Source organism: Mesorhizobium sp. WSM4311, assembly GCF_002295115.1.
Classification (GTDB): domain Bacteria; phylum Pseudomonadota; class Alphaproteobacteria; order Rhizobiales; family Rhizobiaceae; genus Mesorhizobium.
Map to the genome: position 1 here is coordinate 59,159 of NZ_NSFV01000009.1, position 17,069 is coordinate 76,227.

Below are 17,069 nucleotides of genomic sequence, written 5' to 3' on the forward strand. Positions count from 1 at the left end.
TCCGGCGGCGGCTCCGGCCGGTGGATGGCTCAAGTCCCTGATTCCGGGCGCAAACCCGGATCAGGCCACGGCCATCCGACGCGACCGCCTTTTGCACAGCCGGCGACGCGTTACCGGGCTGACACGAAACTGTCATGCGACTGTAATAATCCAAGGCTATTGGCCTCAGCGGGCGCTGGTTTGGAATGGCGCCGAGAGACCATCTTCCGAACAGGAGCAGGCCACATGAGACATTTCATCCGCTCGGCGGCCGTTGCGATCGCAATGGCTACAGCGTCTACCTTCACCCTTTCCGCAGCCATCGCAGCTGATCTTTCCGGCGCTGGCTCGACCTTCATCTATCCGGTGTTCGCCAAGTGGGCCGACACCTACAAGAAGGACACCGGCATCGGCCTCAACTATCAGTCGATCGGTTCGGGCGGCGGCATCAAGCAGGTCATCGCCAAGACCGTGACCTTCGGCGCCACCGACAAGCCGATGTCCGACGCCGATCTGGAAAAGAACGGCCTCGTGCAGTTCCCGATGGTGATGGGCGGCATCGTGCCGATCATCAACCTGACCGGCGTCAAGCCGGGCGAACTCGTCCTCGACGGCAAGACGCTCGCCCAGATCTATCTCGGCGCCATCACCACCTGGGACGATGCCGCGATCAAGGCGCTGAACCCCGGTCTCACCCTGCCGTCGACCGCGATCGCCGTCGTGCATCGTTCGGACGGCTCGGGCACCACCTTCAACTTCACCAACTATCTGGTGAAGCTCTCGCCCGACTGGAAGGACAAGGTCGGTTCGGACTCCGCCGTCGAATGGCCGACGGGCGTCGGCGCCAAGGGCAGCGAAGGCGTTGCCAACACCGTCAAGCAGACGGACGGCGGCATCGGCTACGTCGAATACGCCTATGCCAAGCAGAACAACCTGTCCTACTCCAAGATGCTGAACGCAGCCGGCAAGGTCGTCGAGCCGTCGCTCGAATCCTTCGGCGCTGCCGCTTCGAATGCCGACTTCAAGGGCGCCAAGAACTTCAACGTCATCATCACCAACGAGCCCGGCGACACCACCTGGCCGATCGCTGCCTCGACCTGGGTCCTGATCCACAAGGCTCCGGATGATGCCGCTGCCACCGGCGAAGCCCTGAAGTTCTTTGCATGGGCCTACAAGGACGGCAAGGAAACCGCCAAGGCGCTCGACTACGTCTCGATCCCCGACAGCGTCGTCGACCTGGTCAAGGCTTCGTGGAAGGCCGACATCCAGGCCGGCGGCAAGCCCGTCTACGTTGGCGAGTAACATCCTCCAAAGGAGCGCCGCGCCCGCGGCGCTCGTTTTCCTTCAACCGAAAGAGCCGAGCTTGACATGAGCGCTGTCCAGGAAGCCTTGCCAGCCGTTAGAAGTTCGCGCGATGCCACCGTTCGACGGTTCGCACTGACCGACGCAATCTTCCACGCGACAACCCGCGCCGCCGCGATATTGGTGCTGGTCCTGCTCGGCGGCGTTGCGATCTCGCTGTTTGCCGGTTCCTGGCAAGCCCTGTCGACCTTCGGCTTTTCCTTCCTGACCAGCGAAAGCTGGAACCCGGTGACGGAGAAGTTCGGCGCCCTGGCCCCGATCTACGGCACCATCATCACCTCGGCCATCGCCATCCTGATCGCCGTGCCGCTCGGCATCGGCATTGCCATCTTCCTCACCGAGCTTTGCCCACGCCCGCTGCGGCGTCCGATCGGCATGGCGGTTGAACTGCTGGCGGGCATCCCTTCGATCATCTACGGCATCTGGGGCCTGTTCGTGCTGGCGCCGTTTCTGCAGACGACGGTGCAGCCCTTCATCATCAGCGTGTTCCACGGCATTCCGGGCCTCAACAGCCTGTTCGCAGGCCCTCCTTATGGCATCGGCCTGCTGACCTCGGCGATGATCCTGGCCATCATGATTCTGCCTTTCATCACCTCGATCACCAAGGACGTCTTCGATACGGTGCCGTCGGTGCTGAAGGAATCGGCCTACGGCATCGGCTGCACGACCTGGGAGGTCACGCGCCGGGTCGTCATTCCCTACACCCGCATCGGCATCATGGGCGGCGTCATGCTCGCCCTCGGCCGCGCCCTCGGTGAAACGATGGCGGTGACCTTCGTCATCGGCAACGCGCACCGCATCTCGACGTCGCTGTTTGCGCCGGCAACGACCATCTCGGCGACCATCGCCAACGAATTCACCGAAGCGGTCGGCGACCTCTACACTTCCTCGCTGGTCGCGCTCGGCCTCATCCTGTTCGTTATCACCTTCCTGATCCTTGCCATCGCCCGCTACATGCTGATGCGCATCGACGCCCGCACGGGAGCCTGACCGATGTCGACAGCCGCATCGCTTCACCAGAGCCGCAAGCGCAAGAATGGCGTGATGATGGCGCTGTGCGTCATCGCCGCCTGCATCGGCCTTGCCTGGCTGGCGCTGATCCTTGGCGCCTTGCTCTACAAGGGCCTGGCCGGCGTCTCCCTCTCGGTCTTCACGGAAATGACGCCGCCGCCCGGCGACGCCGGCGGCCTGCTCAACGCCATCTACGGCAGCATCGTGATGACCATCATCGGCATCATCGTCGGCACGCCGATCGGCGTGCTGGCCGGCACCTATATGGCCGAATATGGTCGCTTCTCGAAGCTCACTACGGTGGTGCGCTTCATCAACGACATCCTTCTGTCGGCGCCGTCGATCATCATCGGCCTGTTCGTCTATGAGCTGATGGTGCGGCCGATGGGGCATTTCTCGGCGATCGCCGGTGCCGTGGCACTCGCCATCCTGGTCATCCCCGTCGTCGTGCGCACCACCGAGGACATGCTCAACCTGGTGCCCAACGCCTTGCGCGAAGCCGGCACCGCGATCGGCGCGCCGCGCTGGGTGGTCATCCGCTCGGTTGCCTATCGTGCCGCGCTTTCGGGCATCGTCACCGGCATATTGCTGGCCATCGCCCGCATCTCCGGCGAAACCGCACCGCTTCTTTTCACGGCGCTGAACAACCAGTTCTGGTCGAGCAATCTCAACGCGCCGATGGCCAGCCTGCCTGTCACCATCTTCCAGTTCGCTCTCAGCCCCTATGAGGAATGGCAGCAGCTGGCCTGGACCGGTGCACTCATAATCACATTGACGGTTCTCGCGCTCAGCATCTTTGCGCGCAGCCTGACCGGACGCAGAGAGGACAAATGAGCCAGATGTTGTCTCCAGACATGACGATCGCCGCAGAGGCGGCGACCAAGGCCAAGATCGAGGTCAAGAACCTCAATTTCTACTACGGCCAGTCGAAGGCGCTGAAGGACATCACGCTGTCGCTGCCCGAGCGCAGCGTCACCGCCTTCATCGGCCCGTCGGGTTGCGGAAAGTCGACGCTGCTGCGCGTCTTCAACCGCATCTACGAGCTTTATCCCAGGCAGACCGCCGAGGGCCAGGTGCTGCTCGACGGCCAGAACGTTCTCGACCGCTCGCAGGACCTCAACCTGCTGCGCACCAAGATCGGCATGGTGTTCCAGAAGCCGACGCCGTTCCCGATGTCGATCTACGAGAACATCGCTTTCGGCGTCAGGCTCTACGAGAAGATCAGCAAGGCCGAGATGGACGGCCGCGTCGAGCAGGCGCTCAAGCGCGCGGCACTGTGGACCGAGGTCAAGGACAAGCTCAATGCTAGCGGCCTCAGCCTGTCGGGCGGCCAGCAGCAGCGGCTGTGCATCGCCCGCACCGTGGCGGTGAAGCCAGAAGTCATCCTGCTCGACGAGCCTGCCTCGGCGCTCGACCCGCTGTCGACCGCCAAGATCGAGGAGCTGATCGACGAGCTGCAGGCCGACTATACGATCGTCATCGTCACCCACAACATGCAGCAGGCGGCGCGCGTCTCGAAGCAGACCGCCTTCATGTATCTGGGCGAACTGGTCGAATTCGACCGCACCGAGAAGATCTTCACGTCGCCCCGCGAGAAGCGCACGCAAGACTACATAACCGGCCGCTTCGGCTGATCGCACGCATACGAGGACCAGGATCATGGCCGAACACACAGTCGCAGCCTTCGACGAGGATCTCGGACAGATCAGCAGGCTGATCAGCGACATGGGCGATCTCGCCGGCTCGATGGTCGGCGGCGCCACCAAGGCGCTGCTGAACTCCGACAATGCGCTCGCCCAGCGCGTCGTCTCCGACGACGCCATCATGGATGCGCGCCAGCGCGAACTCGACGACCGCGCCATCACGCTGATCGCCAAGCGCCAGCCGATGGCCGACGATCTGCGCCATGTCGTCGGCTCGATCCGCATGGCCGGCGACCTCGAACGCATTGGCGACCTTGCCAAGAACATCGCCAAGCGCGTCGGCACTGTCGGCCTCAGCGCCACGCCGCGCGACCTGTCGCATTCCATCGACGCCATGGCGCAGCTGGTGCTGATCCAGGTGCAGGGCGTCATCGAGGAGTATGCGGCGCGCGATGCCGCGGCACTGGCGAAACTGCGCGCCGACGATGAGCGCATCGACGTCAAATACACCTCCGTCTTCCGCGAACTGCTGACCTATATGATGGAAGATCCGCGCAACATCACGGCTTGCACGCATCTGTTGTTCTGCGCCAAGAATCTCGAACGCATCGGCGACCACGTGACCAACATCGCCGAGAATGCGTACTATGTCCTGACCGGCACGCAGCTGCCCGCCAACCGTCCAAAACAGGACGAGACGGCGATGTCGGCGCCGGCGGCCTGAGCGCAGGGGTAACCAACCGATGATCGCACCACGCATCATGGTGGTGGAGGACGAGGAGCCGCTCGGCGTGCTCCTCCGCTACAATCTGGAATCGGAGGGTTACCAGGTCGAGGTGGTGACACGCGGCGACGAAGCCGAAATCCGCCTGCAGGAGAACGTGCCCGACCTGCTCGTGCTCGACTGGATGGTGCCGGCGGTATCCGGCATCGAACTCTGCCGGCGATTGCGGATGCGGCCCGAGACCGAGCGGCTGCCGATCATCATGCTGACCGCGCGGGGCGAGGAAAGCGACCGTGTACGCGGGCTTTCCACCGGCGCCGACGACTATCTGGTCAAGCCGTTCTCGACGCCGGAATTCATGGCCCGAGTCAAGGCGCTGCTGCGCCGCGCCAAGCCGGAAGTGCTGTCCAGCGTGCTCAAGGTCGGCGATATCGTGCTCGACCGTGAATCGCACCGGGTCTACCGCAAGAAGAGCGAGATCCGGCTCGGGCCGACCGAATTCCGCCTGCTCGAATTCATGATGCGCCATCCCGGCCGCGTGTTCTCGCGCAGCCAGCTGCTCGACAATGTCTGGGGCGAGACGATCTACATCGACGAGCGCACCGTGGACGTGCATGTCGGCCGGCTGCGCAAGGCGGTCAACAATGGCCGCATGCCGGATGTCATCCGTACCATCCGTGGGGCGGGCTACGCGATCCGCGAGGATTGAGCGCTTTGGCGCGGAAGTCCTGAGGGGCTTGGCACTTCCAACATCCACGCTGGTGAGTAGCCGAGCCGTTTGTGCTTCGTCATCCACGGGCGGAGCAAGGAGCGTAGCGACGCGGCGCATACCCCTGGAGCTACTCCGCAGCCCAAGGGATCCATGCCGGGACTTCCGAGCGTTGCCACGGTCCAGAATTCTGCTCCGTTGCCCTCTACGTCCGAGGTAACGGAATGGATCCCAGGGTCTCCGCGACGCCGCTTCGCGGCTGCTCCGCCCAGGGATGACGACCTGGCAGGGGCTCCGCCAATCTCCGATGTCTGCAATGACCCTCGGAACTAACGACCGAAAGCTGGCTACGCCACGTTTTTCCCGGCGCTCGATTTCGTTGGCACGCCCGGCGCGAAAATCTCCTGGTCGACGAAGGTCAGCGCGCGCATGGCGCAACCTTCGCGGATCAGCGGCAGTTCGTTCGGTTCGGTGTCGAAGGAGATCGATTCCGAGTGCTGACCACCGGCGGTCTGGGCGATCGCCTCGCGCAATGCCGGCTCGATGAGATCGAAGGCGGCGGCGCTGACGCCGACCATGGCAACGGGCGCCGGATCGATCAGCGCGAACAGGCTGCCGAGGCCGTAACCCAACGCCTCGCCGGCCTTGCGATAGGCTTCGCGCTCGGGTCCGTCCCGTTCCCGTGCCGTCGCGGCCAGCGCCCGCATCTGCGCGTCGCTGACATCGGCCACCGGCTCGGTGTCCTCGCCGAGCTGCCTGGCATTGCGCCAGATGGCGTAATTGCCGGCATAGGCCTCGACACAGCCGCGCCGCCCGCAGCGGCAGAGCGCGCCGCCGGGCCGATGGATCATGTGGCCGAACTCGCCGCCCGAGGAATGGGTGCCGGTGAACAGCTCGCCCTTCAGCACCAGCCCCATGCCGATGCCGTGCGAAAGCAGGATGGCGATGAAGTCGTCGCGGTAGCGCTCGGGATCGCGCCTGCGCAGCGCCACCGCCATCATGTTGCAGTCGTTTTCCATGGTGGTGGGGATGCCGAACTCGGCTTCGAGTATGTCGGCGAAGGCGATGTCGGTCTGCGGCGTGATCGGCGACCACAGCATCGCCCGGGCCTCGGTATCGGTGATGCCCTGGATCGCCAGCGCGATGCGGGCGACGCTGCGCACGTCAATGTCGGGATCCTCGAGGCGCCGCCTTACGATGGCCACGCATTCGCCGATCAACGCCTCGCGCGACATGGTCAGCGTGTCCAGCCGGCGCTGTTCTTCCGATATCACCTGGCCGGCATAGTCGATGACTGCGACCGACAGGAAATTCAGCGACAGCACCACGGTCATCACAGCCGCGGCCTCCGGAGTGAGGCCGAGGCCGACCTGCGGCCTGCCGCGTTTCAGCGCGCCGGCCTCGCTCGGCTTGCCCTCGGCCAGGATGCCTTCGCCGATCAGGTCTGAGGAAATCGCCGATATGGTCGAATGGCTGAGGCCGGTGGTCGCGGCGATCTCGGTGCGTGAGGGCCGGCCAGCCTGGCGCACGGCCGCGATCACCATCGCGCGGTTGCGCCGGCGCAGATCGTCGTGGCGGATTCCGACCGACATGTTTTTTCACATCCTCCCGGTCGCCGCGGTTCTTCCGGCCTCCCTCGAACGCTGCCGGCGACACGGTCAAATACTGGCAGAAGCGGCCGGTGCTGTCATTTATTTATTGCGAAGCTCGAAAAAAATTCAGAGGGACATCAAAATCCATCAGAATCGTTGTTGACAGCGTTCCGGTGTTGGATCAGTGTTTTTTCGGGGCTCGAAAAAATAGGGCCTCTGTGCCGGCCTTAGGGCCAGTTTGGTCGCGCCATACGCGGCGCAGGGAGGAATATCATGAAGAGATTCACGGCCGCCATCCTGGCGGGTGTCGCCATGTCGCTGACGCTTGCGTCGGTCGCGCAGGCGAAAGACAAGGTCATCGGCGTTTCGTGGTCCAACTTCCAGGAAGAGCGCTGGAAGACCGACGAGGCCGCCATGAAGAAGGCGATCGAGGCCGCCGGCGACAAGTACATTTCCGCCGACGCGCAGTCCAATCCCGGCAAGCAGCTTACCGATGTCGAGAGCCTGATCTCGCAGGGCGCCAATTCGCTGATCATCCTGGCCCAGGATGCCTCGGCCATCGGCCCGGCCGTGCAGAAGGCGCTGGACGAAGGCATTCCGGTCGTCGGCTATGACCGCCTGATCGAGAACAAGGACGTCTTCTACCTGACCTTCGACAACAAGGAAGTCGGTCGTTTGCAGGCCAGCGCGGTGTTCAAGGCCAAGCCGGAAGGCAACTATGTCTTCATCAAGGGCTCGGGCGCCGATCCGAATGCCGACTTCCTGTTCGCAGGCTCGATGGAAGTGCTCAAGGCCGCCATCGACAGCGGCAAGATCAAGAATGTCGGCGAGGCCTATACCGACGGCTGGCTGCCTGCCAACGCCCAGAAGAACATGGAGCAGTTCCTGACCGCCAACGACAACAAGGTCGACGCGGTCGTCGCGGCCAATGACGGCACCGCCGGCGGCGTCGTCGCGGCGCTGACGGCGCAGGGGCTTGCCGGCACCGTGCCGGTCTCGGGGCAGGACGGCGACCATGCCGCGCTGAACCGTATCGCGCTCGGCACCCAGACCGTGTCGGTGTGGAAGGACGCGCGCGAACTCGGCAAGAACGCCGCCGAGATCGCCTCGCAGCTGGCCGACGGCAAGAAGATGACCGATATCGCCGGTGTGAAGGACTTCACGACGCCTGGCGGCAACACCGTCAAGTCGCTGTTCCTGACCCCGGTCGCCATCACCAAGGACAATCTCAACGTCGTCATCGATGCCGGCTGGATCAAGAAGGACGAAGTCTGCGCGGGCGTTGCCGCCGGCAGCGTCGCCGCCTGCAACTAAACGGCGCAATACCGTTCGATATCGACGCCGCGGCCCAAAAGCCGCGGCGTTTCTCGAGGGGCTTCCCGCTTCAAATGACCGCGGAAAGCAAATAGCATCCATGTTCGGTACCCGCGCCAGACGGTAAACCGGTGGGAGGACAGCATGACCGACACGACCTCTAATCAACCGGTCGGCAGCACGGCAGCGGACAGGGCGCGTGCATCCGAACTCAGCGCCGTCGGACGGTTCCTCAAGGCTACCGAGCTCGATACGCGCATGCTCGGCATGATCGGCGCGCTGCTGGTCATCTGGGTCGGCATCCACATATTGTCGGGCGGGCTTTTCCTGACGCCGCGCAATCTGTGGAACCTGTCGGTGCAGACCTCGTCGGTCGCGATCATGGCGACAGGCATGGTGCTGGTTATCGTCATGCGCAACATCGACCTCTCGGTCGGATCCGTCGAAGGTGTGATCGGCATGATCATGGGCGTGGCGCAGGCCGAATTCCTGATCCGCGTCGTCGGTTTCCAGCTTGGAAACCCCTGGCTCTGGATCATCGCGCTGGCGGCCGGCGTGGCGCTTGGTCTCCTGATCGGCGCGTTCCAGGGCTTCATCATCGCCTATATGGAGGTCCCGGCCTTCATCGTGACGCTGGGCGGCCTGCTGGTCTGGCGCGGCATGGCGTGGCTGATCACCAGCGGGCGCACGGTCGCGCCGCTCGACACGACCTTCCAGCTGATGGGCGGCGGACCACGCGGCTCGATCGGCGCCACCGCCAGCTGGATCGTCGGTGTCGTCGCCTGTGTGGCGGTCGCCTTCATGCTGCTCAACGGCAGGTCGCAGCGCAAGCGGTTCCACTTTCCGCTGCGCCCCGTTTGGGCCGAGACCTTGCTTGGCGTGGTTGCCTGCGCCGCTATCCTTGGCGCCGTCTGGATCGCCAATTCCTATCCATGGCCGATCGGCATCGTGCGCCAGTACGCCCAGCAGAACGGCATTACCGTTCCCGAAGGCGGGCTGTACATCGCGCATGGCATTGCCATACCGGTGCTGATGGCGGTGGCCGTGGGCATCATCATGACCTTCATCACCAAGCGCACGCGTTTCGGCCGTTATGTTTTCGCCATTGGCGGCAATCCGGAGGCGGCCGAACTTGCCGGCATCAACACCCGCTGGGTGACCATGAACGTGTTCATGATCATGGGCGTGCTGGCCGCGGTCAGCGCGGCGATCTCGTCGGCCCGGCTCAACGCGTCGACCAATGCGCTGGGCACGCTGGACGAGCTTCTGGTCATTGCCGCCGCCGTCATCGGCGGCACGTCGCTCGCCGGCGGCTCCGGCACGGTGATGGGCGCCATGCTGGGCGCGCTTCTGATGCAGTCATTGCAGTCGGGCATGGTGCTGCTCGGCATCGACTCACCGCTGCAGAGCATCGTCGTCGGCGCCGTGCTGGTCATCGCGGTGTGGCTCGACACCGTCTATCGCAAGCGGGTTTAGGGGAGAAACGATCATGGCCGACAAAATCGCTCCCACAACTGCCCCCATTGGCACGCCGCTGATCGACATGCGCAACATCTCGATCGCCTTTGGCGGCATCCGCGCCGTCGACGATGCCTCGATCGATCTTTTCCCCGGCGAGGTCGTGGCGCTGCTCGGCCATAACGGCGCCGGCAAATCGACGCTGATCAAGATCCTGTCGGGCGCCTACAAGCGCGATGCCGGCCAGATCTTCGTCAATGGCGAGGAGGCTTCGATCTCCAACCCGCGCGACGCCAAGAAATACGGCATCGAGACCATCTACCAGACGCTCGCCTTGGCCGACAATGTCGACGCCGCCGCCAATCTGTTCCTCGGCCGCGAGCTGATGACGGGCTGGGGCACGCTCGACGACGTTGCCATGGAGGCCGAGGCGCGCAAGGTGATGGGCCGGCTCAATCCGCGCTTCCAGCGCTTCAAGGAGCCGGTGATCAAGCTGTCGGGCGGCCAGCGCCAGTCGGTGGCGATCGCGCGCGCGATCTTGTTCAACGCCCGCATCCTGATCATGGACGAGCCGACGGCAGCCCTTGGTCCGCAGGAAACGGCGCAGGTCGGCGAACTGGTCAGGCAGCTCAAATCCGATGGTATCGGCATCTTCCTGATCAGCCACGACATCCACGATGTCTTCGAGCTGGCCGACCGGGTCTGCGTGATGAAGAACGGCCAGGTCGTCGGCACCGCGCGTACCACCGATGTCACCCAGGACGAGGTGCTCGGCATGATCATCCTGGGCAAATGTCCTCCGGGCGCCATCCCCGGGCCGGGCGCGCTGAAGATCGCCGCCTGAGGCCTGCCGACGGCCCGAAATGGGCTGATCGGCGTGGCCGGTTGCCGCTCACACGATATGCCAGTGATCGCGATGGCTTGGCCTTGCCATTGTGTTGGCCTGATGACTTGCCCATAAAGGTCCGGTATTGCTCATGGACCGCATCATCCGTTGAAGAAACTTTTTCCAATCGTTGCGTTCATCGCCGTAGCGCTGATCAGCATGACCATGGCGGGGTTCGCCTATTTCGCGACGCAGGAAGCCTCCCGCATCAAGTTCGGGGCGGCGGCCGACGACGCCCTCAACCGGATCGAGAGCCGTATCGACCTGCATTTGTCGCTGCTGCGGTCGACACAGGCCCTGTTCGACGCCCGCAATGGGGATATTTCTCAGAGCGAGTTCAAGGCGTTTTTCAACGCGCTGGACATCGACAACAATTTCGCCGGCCTGCGTGGCATCGGATTCCTCAGGCTGGTCAAGACAGGTGACGAGGCGGCGGTCGAACGCGACATCCTGCACGATTTTGGCGCCAGCCATCCGGTCTATCCGGACACGACGCAGCCCTGGCGTGCGCCCATCATGCTCTTCGAGCCGCTGGATCCGTCCAACCAGAGCGGCATCGGATACGACATGTTCAGCGAACCGGTGCGGCGCGCGGCGATCGAAAAGGCGATGGCCGACGACCGCCAGCACGCGAGCGGGCTGGTGCAACTGGGCCAGGGCACAGGCGCGAAACAGACCTTCCCCGGCTTCCTGGTTTTCGTGCGGCTCAACGTCGAAACCGCGCCGGAGGTCATCAACGCATCACGATCCTCGACCGCGGGCTTTCTCTATGCGGCTTTCCGGGCCAGCGACCTGTTCCAGATCGCGCTCAGCCGCGCGCCGCTGCTGCCGGTCAACACCGAGATCTATGACGGCGCGGTGAACGGCGACAATCTCTTGTTCCGGTCGGAGACGCCGCCGGCCTCCGCCTTTGGCGACCGGCTGCTGGTCACCCGCAAGATCACGGTAGCCGGCCGCCCGTGGACTGTACTGTTCCGGCCGACCAGCGCCTTCTCGCAGCCTTCGTCGCGCGCCATCCCGATGATGCTGGGGCTGTTCGGCCTGCTCGCGGCGGGCGCCATCGCGCTGGTGGCGCGCTTTCAGGAGCGCGCCTATGAGGCGGCCTCGCGCCTGCACGAGACGACCGAAAAGAGCCTGCTCGAAAAGGATCTGATGCTGCAGGAGATGAAGCATCGCATCAAGAATTCGATCACCCGGGTGCTGGCGATCGCGCGGCAGACGGCGTCGCGGGCGACCGACGTCAACGAGTTTTCGGCGTCTTTTTCGGCCAGGCTGCAGGCGATGGCAGCCTCCCAGGACATGCTGACGCGCTCGCGCTGGCAGAAGGCCGATCTCGCAGACCTCCTGCGCATCGAGCTTGGCCAGGTGTTCGGCAAGGACCTGCCCGAGGGGTTGTTGTCGGGACCGGAGGTGCTGCTCGACGAGACCACGACGCAGGCGCTTGGCCTGACCTTCCATGAGCTGGCGACCAATGCGCTGAAATATGGCGAAGCCGGCAATTCCGCCAATTCGCTCAGGAGCGACTGGGCGCTCAAGGTCGAGTGGTCGGTGGAAGGGCGCGGGCGGGAGCGGACACTGGTGCTGAACTGGCGGGAGGCCGGGAAGAAAAAAGTCGAGGCGCCGGCCGAGACCGGATTCGGCACCAAGCTGATCGACCTCAACGTCACGCGCGAACTGCGCGGCACGATCAGGCGCGATTTTCGGGCCGACGGTCTGAAGGTGGAAATCAAAATTCCGCTGACAGGCTGAGACGAATATTCAGGGCGATGGCAAACGGCACGCCCATACGTGGAAAATCCGGAGGCCGGCGGACCGGCCTCCGGATCGAAGTTTCGACTGTCGCCGAATCAGTTGCAGCGCGCCGTGTAAATCCGGCCGCGATGATCGCGATACTGGCAATAGCCGTTGCGCAGGTTGCGCACCAGCAGGCCGGAACCGGCACCGACAGCCGCACCGATCAGCGCGCCCTTGCCGCCACCGACCAGACCGCCGACGCCGGCGCCAATCAAGCCGCCGCCAACCACGTCCTGCTCGGTGGTGGTGCAGCCGCTGAGAGCGGCCACCGCAACCATGGCAATAATCATCTTCCGCATTGAGTCACTCCTCACTTGTGTCCACACTTTGGTAAGCTCCAGCAGTCATTTAGCATGAAATGACGGCCTTTGCCGCGCGAATTTATTCTTGGCTAAGATAGTCTTTTTCTGGGCGCACCGCATTCGATGCCATGACAAGGCTGGAAATAGCAAGAGAGGCGTCGAGGCTCCCGTCGGACGCACCTTCCAGACGACCTGGTCGTAGTCATCCTCAAGTGCTGGATCGACAGCGAGACAGCTGGCGACGATGTGCTGCGCCTGCCCCTGCACGTCGCCCATGGCAAACGGCCGTTCGGCAGTGCATTCGTCGGCGGTTTCGAAAATGCTCACCGGCACCTGAAGCTCACGACAATCGGTCATCGAGTTGCTGCAGCCGATGACAAGCAACAATGCAGCGATGTGTTCCATGGCGACATGTCCTCTCGCCACAACAACGGCCCATATCGGCCAAAAGTTCCTGAGCGGGCGGCGTGACATGCGAATAGTGCCCGGCGCTGCAAACGGTTAACAGCGCGCACTGTTGCCAGCAGGGGATTCGGTCAGGTCAGCTGGAACATAGCGATGAGGAGAATTGTCGAGGCTGCCGCAAGGACGATGCCCCACAGCAATGTGTGATGCGGCGTAAGCGGCTCCGCGGACGCTTCGGGATCCTGGAATTCGCCCATCGAAACACGGGCAGCCTGTTCCAGTCTGTTCATGTCGGTGACCGTCAAGCATTCCTCCCATACCGTGCCGCAACCCAGCGGATTGCAGCGGCATCTGGGTAAAATCCGCCCTTATGGTGAACAGCCGGTTAAGGATCGTTGATTGCGCCGGCCGTTCAGTGCGTCTCGAAATTGCTGTGTGGGACGACAAGACGGTATTCAAGGCGGCCGTCCGCGATGTCGAGCCTTGCGGTTCCGCTCAGGGATGCCGGCACCACCCGCTCCAGCGCGATGCTGCCGAAACGCTTTTGACTCCCCCGGCCGCCATTGGTTCCGATGGCTTCGGCCCATGTCAGCGAGAGTGTAACCTCGCCAGGGGTGATGATGTCGAGATTGGCGGTCACTTCGACGAATCCATCCGGCCGGGAGAGAGCGCCGTAGCTGACCGAGTTTACGGCAAGCTCATGCATCGCCAGGCCGATATGCAGCGCGGCATTGGGATTGAGATAGGGGTTGGCACCCCGGAGGCGAAGGCTGTGCGATGTGTTCGTCCCATAGCGCCCGACCTGGCTCGTCACCAGTTCATGAAGGGCCGCGCCTCGCCAGTTGGAGGATGTCACCAGATCCTGGGAGGAGGAGAGCGACTGCAGCCGGCCGCGAAAGCGCGTGAGGAAGTCGCCGATGCCGTCGGAATAGCGACCGGTCTGCGTCGCGATGCTCTGGATGATCGCCAGCAGGTTCTTCGAGCGATGGCTGACCTCGCGCAGCAGCGTCGTCAACGTCTGTTCACGCCGCTTCTGCTCGGTCGTCTCGACCATGGTGGTGACGACACCTTGCACGTCGCCGACGTCGCCCCGGTCGGCATCGACCCAAACCTGAAACCAGCGTACGCCGTTTTCGACCGGGACACTGATCTCAAGGCGCTCCGGGTTGCCGGTGGCGACCACGTCGCGCTTGGCGGTGCTGATGCGGTCGGCCTGCGCCATCGGCAGGATGCCATTGCCGTCGGAGCTGTCCGAAATCCAGGGCGCGCGCATATTGCGGGCCCAGACGGTTTTCATGTCGCGGTCCTGATAGAGGACGGAAATGCCGGCATTATGTAGCGCGTGGAGAAGCGCCCGGCCAAGCTGCATGCCACTTTCGGCCGGATGCATGGCGATGACTTCGTCGCTCCGTGCGCCTTCCGTCTTATCTTCACTCCTGGAACGCATCGGCCGATCTGTCCACTCAACTCACGCTGAACGGCTCACTATGAAATGGGTTCCCAAATGAAGTTTCCGAGAAACCATCCCCCTAAAAACGGTCCGCCGGACGGTCTCCTTTGAAGGATACCGCCCGGCGGTGGCTGGAAACCGTTTGAGGGGTGCGGCTTCCAGTGTTCGCTCGAAGAAGCGTTCGCCTCACGCCCGTCTGAACAGGCCGGCCAGGAGCGAAATGACCAAGAAGGCGAGAAAGATGAAGAACAATATCTGCGCTATGCCGGCGGATGTACCGGCGATGCCGCCGAAACCAAGCGCGCCGGCGATAATCGCCACAACGAGAAATACGAGCGCCCAGTAAAGCATGGTTCATCTCCTTCCGAATGCTGCATGGAAAACGTGGGTGGGTGCGGTTTGTTCCACCCTTTGCCGAAAAAGGCGATGCTTGCAAACCGTTAGAGCAATTCCAGGAAAAATGTGAGCGCTTTCCCTTGGGAATTGCGCCAAAACAACAACTTAGAGCAGCTCGCCGTTTCCGTGAAACCGGTGAACCGCTCGAGGCAAAGCGCCGCGAAATTCGGGACGGATGGGTCCGGTTTGCCAAAAAGGCCGCCCGACGCATCGCATCGGGCGGCCTTTGGGTTGGCTTCCCGGCTGGAAGCGACCTATGCGGCGGCCTTCGCCTGACGGTCGAAGAACAGCGCCTGGCTGATCAGTGCCTTGACCATGTCGGGATTGAACGGCTTGGTCACCAGGAAGGCCGGTTCGGGGCGCTCGCCGGTCAGGAGGCGTTCGGGAAAGGCAGTGATGAAGATCACCGGCACAGAGGTTGACGACAGGATCTCGTTGACCGCCTCGATGCCCGAACTGCCGTCGGCGAGCTGGATGTCGGCCAGCACCATTTTCGGCCGCGTCTTGCCGAACATCGTCACCGCTTCGGCGTGCGTGCGCGCGGTTCCGACAACACGATGACCGAGGCTCTCGACCATCTCCTCTATGTCCATGGCGATCAGCGGTTCGTCCTCGATGATGAGCACATCGGTCGCCACCTGGCGGGAAATCTCGTTGCTTGCCTGGGCAAGCAACTCGGAGAATTGCTGGTCGCCGACGTCAAGGATCTCGGCTGCCTCGTCCTCGCTGAAACCCTCAACGGCAACCAGCAGGAAGGCCTGGCGCGGAAGGGGCGCGATGGCGTTGAGATTGGCGGCGGCGCGCTGTTCCCACGCCGATTGGGCCTGCTCCTGCGGCACGCGGATGGCGACGGACGTGAAAAGTTTTGCGAAGACCTTGTAAAGAGCGATACGGTCGCTCGATGCTTCGGGGAAGATGTCGACATCGGCGATGATGGCCTCAAGCATCGCAGCGACCAGCGCGTCGCCGCTCTCTTGCGATCCCGAGACGGCGCGCGAGAAGCGGCGCAGGAACGGCAGGTGCGGTGCGATGGTGGCGGATAAACTCATGATAAGACGTCTCCCTCAGTATGACGCGATTGCCCGAAATGCAGGCCAAGCTGATCGCAAGCCCCACTAATACAACGCGGGCTTTCTCAAAAAGTTCCGGCCGGTATGGAACGAAAAGCCGGGAACGGCGTTTGGGGTCGGGATGGGCAACCAGACGAGGGTGCCGCTTGTGTTGAGTTTGAGTATGGGCGGCCTAGTGCTGGGAATATAAGGGCGAAATGAAGGATATGACGAAAGATATTTTGGCTGGCGCCGAGGGCAGGCGCCGGAACGGTGTCGGCGACCCGCTCGGGCCCAACTCCGAAATCGGACGCAAACTCAAACAATATTATGACGAGCTGGTCTCCGACGATGTGCCGGATCGCTTTGCCCAGTTGCTCAGCCAGCTGGAACAAGCCGAACCCGCACAGAAGAAGGACTGAGGCATGGCAGCGGTCTCCCAAGGCTTCAAGACCGATCTGCTTGGGGCAATCCCGAGCTTGCGGGCCTTTGCCGTGTCGCTGACGCAGAATGCGGACAAGGCCGACGACCTCGTTCAGGAAACGCTGGTCAAGGCCTGGGACAAGCATGAGAGCTTCCAGCCCGGCACCAACCTCAAGGCATGGCTTTTCACCATCCTGCGCAATGAATTCTATTCGCAGATGCGCAAACGCGGCCGCGAAGTGCAGGACAGCGACGGCATCATGACGGCCAGGCTCGCGGTGCATCCGGCCCAGCACGGCCAACTCGATCTCAAGGATTTTCGCAGCGCTCTGGAGCAGTTGCCGGAGGACCAGCGCGAGGCCATCATTCTCATTGGCGCATCCGGCTTTTCCTATGAGGAGGCCGCTGAAATCTGCGGTTGCGCGGTCGGAACGATCAAGAGCCGGGTCAGCAGGGCGCGCACGCGCCTGCAGGAGATTCTCAAGATTTCCGGCGAGGACGAATACGGTCCCGATGCGATCTCGGCCCAGGTCACGGGGACTGCGGCGCATTGAGGTGGATCCGGGTCGCGG

The 17,069-nt window shown here is 63.2% G+C and carries 18 protein-coding genes and 1 pseudogene; 12 read left to right on the forward strand and 7 right to left on the reverse strand.

All coding sequences use genetic code 11. From position 1 onward, the window contains the following. Positions 1–225: 225 nt before the first annotated feature. The 6 genes from pstS (at position 226) to phoB (ending at position 5,428) form a co-directional block, all read left to right on the forward strand. On the forward strand, positions 226–1,281 hold the full coding sequence (gene pstS, locus CK226_RS23145; protein ID WP_095772147.1) for a phosphate ABC transporter substrate-binding protein PstS: 1,056 nt from the start codon (positions 226–228) through the stop codon (positions 1,279–1,281). Positions 1,282–1,347: 66 nt separating this feature from the next. Continuing rightward, positions 1,348–2,331: a phosphate ABC transporter permease subunit PstC gene (gene pstC / locus CK226_RS23150; protein ID WP_095772148.1), complete on the forward strand. Its 984-nt coding sequence runs from the start codon at positions 1,348–1,350 to the stop codon at positions 2,329–2,331. Positions 2,332–2,334: 3 nt separating this feature from the next. Beyond that, the gene (gene pstA, locus CK226_RS23155) at positions 2,335–3,186 is read left to right on the forward strand and encodes a phosphate ABC transporter permease PstA (RefSeq protein ID WP_095772149.1); all 852 of its coding nucleotides are present in this window, start codon (positions 2,335–2,337) and stop codon (positions 3,184–3,186) included. Further along, entirely contained in the window at positions 3,183–3,986 is an 804-nt protein-coding gene (gene pstB, locus CK226_RS23160; RefSeq protein ID WP_095793150.1) for a phosphate ABC transporter ATP-binding protein PstB, read from the forward strand. The genes pstA and pstB overlap by 4 nt, the downstream gene beginning before the upstream one ends. Before the next feature lie 25 nt (positions 3,987–4,011). Beyond that, complete coding sequence (gene phoU / locus CK226_RS23165; protein ID WP_010911897.1) at positions 4,012–4,719, forward strand: phosphate signaling complex protein PhoU; 708 nt, start codon at positions 4,012–4,014, stop codon at positions 4,717–4,719. A 19-nt stretch (positions 4,720–4,738) separates the two neighbouring features. Continuing rightward, entirely contained in the window at positions 4,739–5,428 is a 690-nt protein-coding gene (gene phoB, locus CK226_RS23170) for a phosphate regulon transcriptional regulator PhoB (protein ID WP_010911896.1), read from the forward strand. Positions 5,429–5,775: 347 nt separating this feature from the next. On the opposite strand, the gene CK226_RS23175 is transcribed toward phoB, so the two are convergent. After that, the gene (locus tag CK226_RS23175; RefSeq protein WP_095793151.1) at positions 5,776–7,020 is read right to left on the reverse strand and encodes an ROK family protein; all 1,245 of its coding nucleotides are present in this window, start codon (positions 7,018–7,020) and stop codon (positions 5,776–5,778) included. Positions 7,021–7,293: 273 nt separating this feature from the next. On the opposite strand from CK226_RS23175, the gene xylF reads away from it, so the two are divergent. The 4 genes from xylF (at position 7,294) to CK226_RS23195 (ending at position 12,427) form a co-directional block, all read left to right on the forward strand. Beyond that, a complete protein-coding gene (gene xylF / locus CK226_RS23180) occupies positions 7,294–8,334 on the forward strand; it encodes a D-xylose ABC transporter substrate-binding protein (protein WP_019861602.1) in 1,041 nt (346 codons plus the stop codon). 144 nt (positions 8,335–8,478) lie between these two features. Beyond that, positions 8,479–9,810: a sugar ABC transporter permease gene (locus tag CK226_RS23185; protein ID WP_095793152.1), complete on the forward strand. Its 1,332-nt coding sequence runs from the start codon at positions 8,479–8,481 to the stop codon at positions 9,808–9,810. Between the two features lie 13 nt (positions 9,811–9,823). Next, on the forward strand, positions 9,824–10,636 hold the full coding sequence (locus CK226_RS23190) for an ATP-binding cassette domain-containing protein (protein ID WP_095772154.1): 813 nt from the start codon (positions 9,824–9,826) through the stop codon (positions 10,634–10,636). A gap of 150 nt (positions 10,637–10,786) precedes the next feature. Beyond that, complete coding sequence (locus CK226_RS23195; RefSeq protein WP_095793153.1) at positions 10,787–12,427, forward strand: CHASE domain-containing protein; 1,641 nt, start codon at positions 10,787–10,789, stop codon at positions 12,425–12,427. A 98-nt stretch (positions 12,428–12,525) separates the two neighbouring features. Here CK226_RS23195 and CK226_RS23200 read toward each other — a convergent pair whose 3' ends face one another. The 6 genes and pseudogenes from CK226_RS23200 to CK226_RS23225 all read right to left on the reverse strand — a co-directional run bounded on the left by CK226_RS23200 (position 12,526) and on the right by CK226_RS23225 (position 16,074). Next, positions 12,526–12,771, reverse strand: a complete 246-nt coding sequence (locus CK226_RS23200; protein WP_095772156.1) for a YMGG-like glycine zipper-containing protein — start codon at positions 12,769–12,771, stop codon at positions 12,526–12,528. A gap of 82 nt (positions 12,772–12,853) precedes the next feature. Next, positions 12,854–13,179: pseudogene (locus CK226_RS23205) on the reverse strand (hypothetical protein). A gap of 131 nt (positions 13,180–13,310) precedes the next feature. Beyond that, on the reverse strand, positions 13,311–13,484 hold the full coding sequence (locus tag CK226_RS35005; protein WP_179295874.1) for a hypothetical protein: 174 nt from the start codon (positions 13,482–13,484) through the stop codon (positions 13,311–13,313). Between the two features lie 107 nt (positions 13,485–13,591). Next, entirely contained in the window at positions 13,592–14,626 is a 1,035-nt protein-coding gene (locus CK226_RS23215; RefSeq protein WP_095772157.1) for a sensor histidine kinase, read from the reverse strand. A gap of 189 nt (positions 14,627–14,815) precedes the next feature. After that, entirely contained in the window at positions 14,816–14,980 is a 165-nt protein-coding gene (locus CK226_RS23220) for a DUF1328 domain-containing protein (protein WP_010911886.1), read from the reverse strand. 299 nt (positions 14,981–15,279) lie between these two features. Further along, positions 15,280–16,074: a response regulator gene (locus CK226_RS23225; RefSeq protein WP_064990804.1), complete on the reverse strand. Its 795-nt coding sequence runs from the start codon at positions 16,072–16,074 to the stop codon at positions 15,280–15,282. Positions 16,075–16,292: 218 nt separating this feature from the next. Here CK226_RS23225 and CK226_RS23230 point away from each other — a divergent pair, with 218 nt between their 5' ends. Then, positions 16,293–16,496, forward strand: a complete 204-nt coding sequence (locus CK226_RS23230; RefSeq protein ID WP_010911884.1) for a NepR family anti-sigma factor — start codon at positions 16,293–16,295, stop codon at positions 16,494–16,496. 3 nt (positions 16,497–16,499) lie between these two features. Then, positions 16,500–17,051 (forward strand): RNA polymerase sigma factor, encoded by a 552-nt coding sequence (locus CK226_RS23235; RefSeq protein WP_095772158.1) that lies wholly within the window; start codon positions 16,500–16,502, stop codon positions 17,049–17,051. Positions 17,052–17,069: the final 18 nt, after the last annotated feature.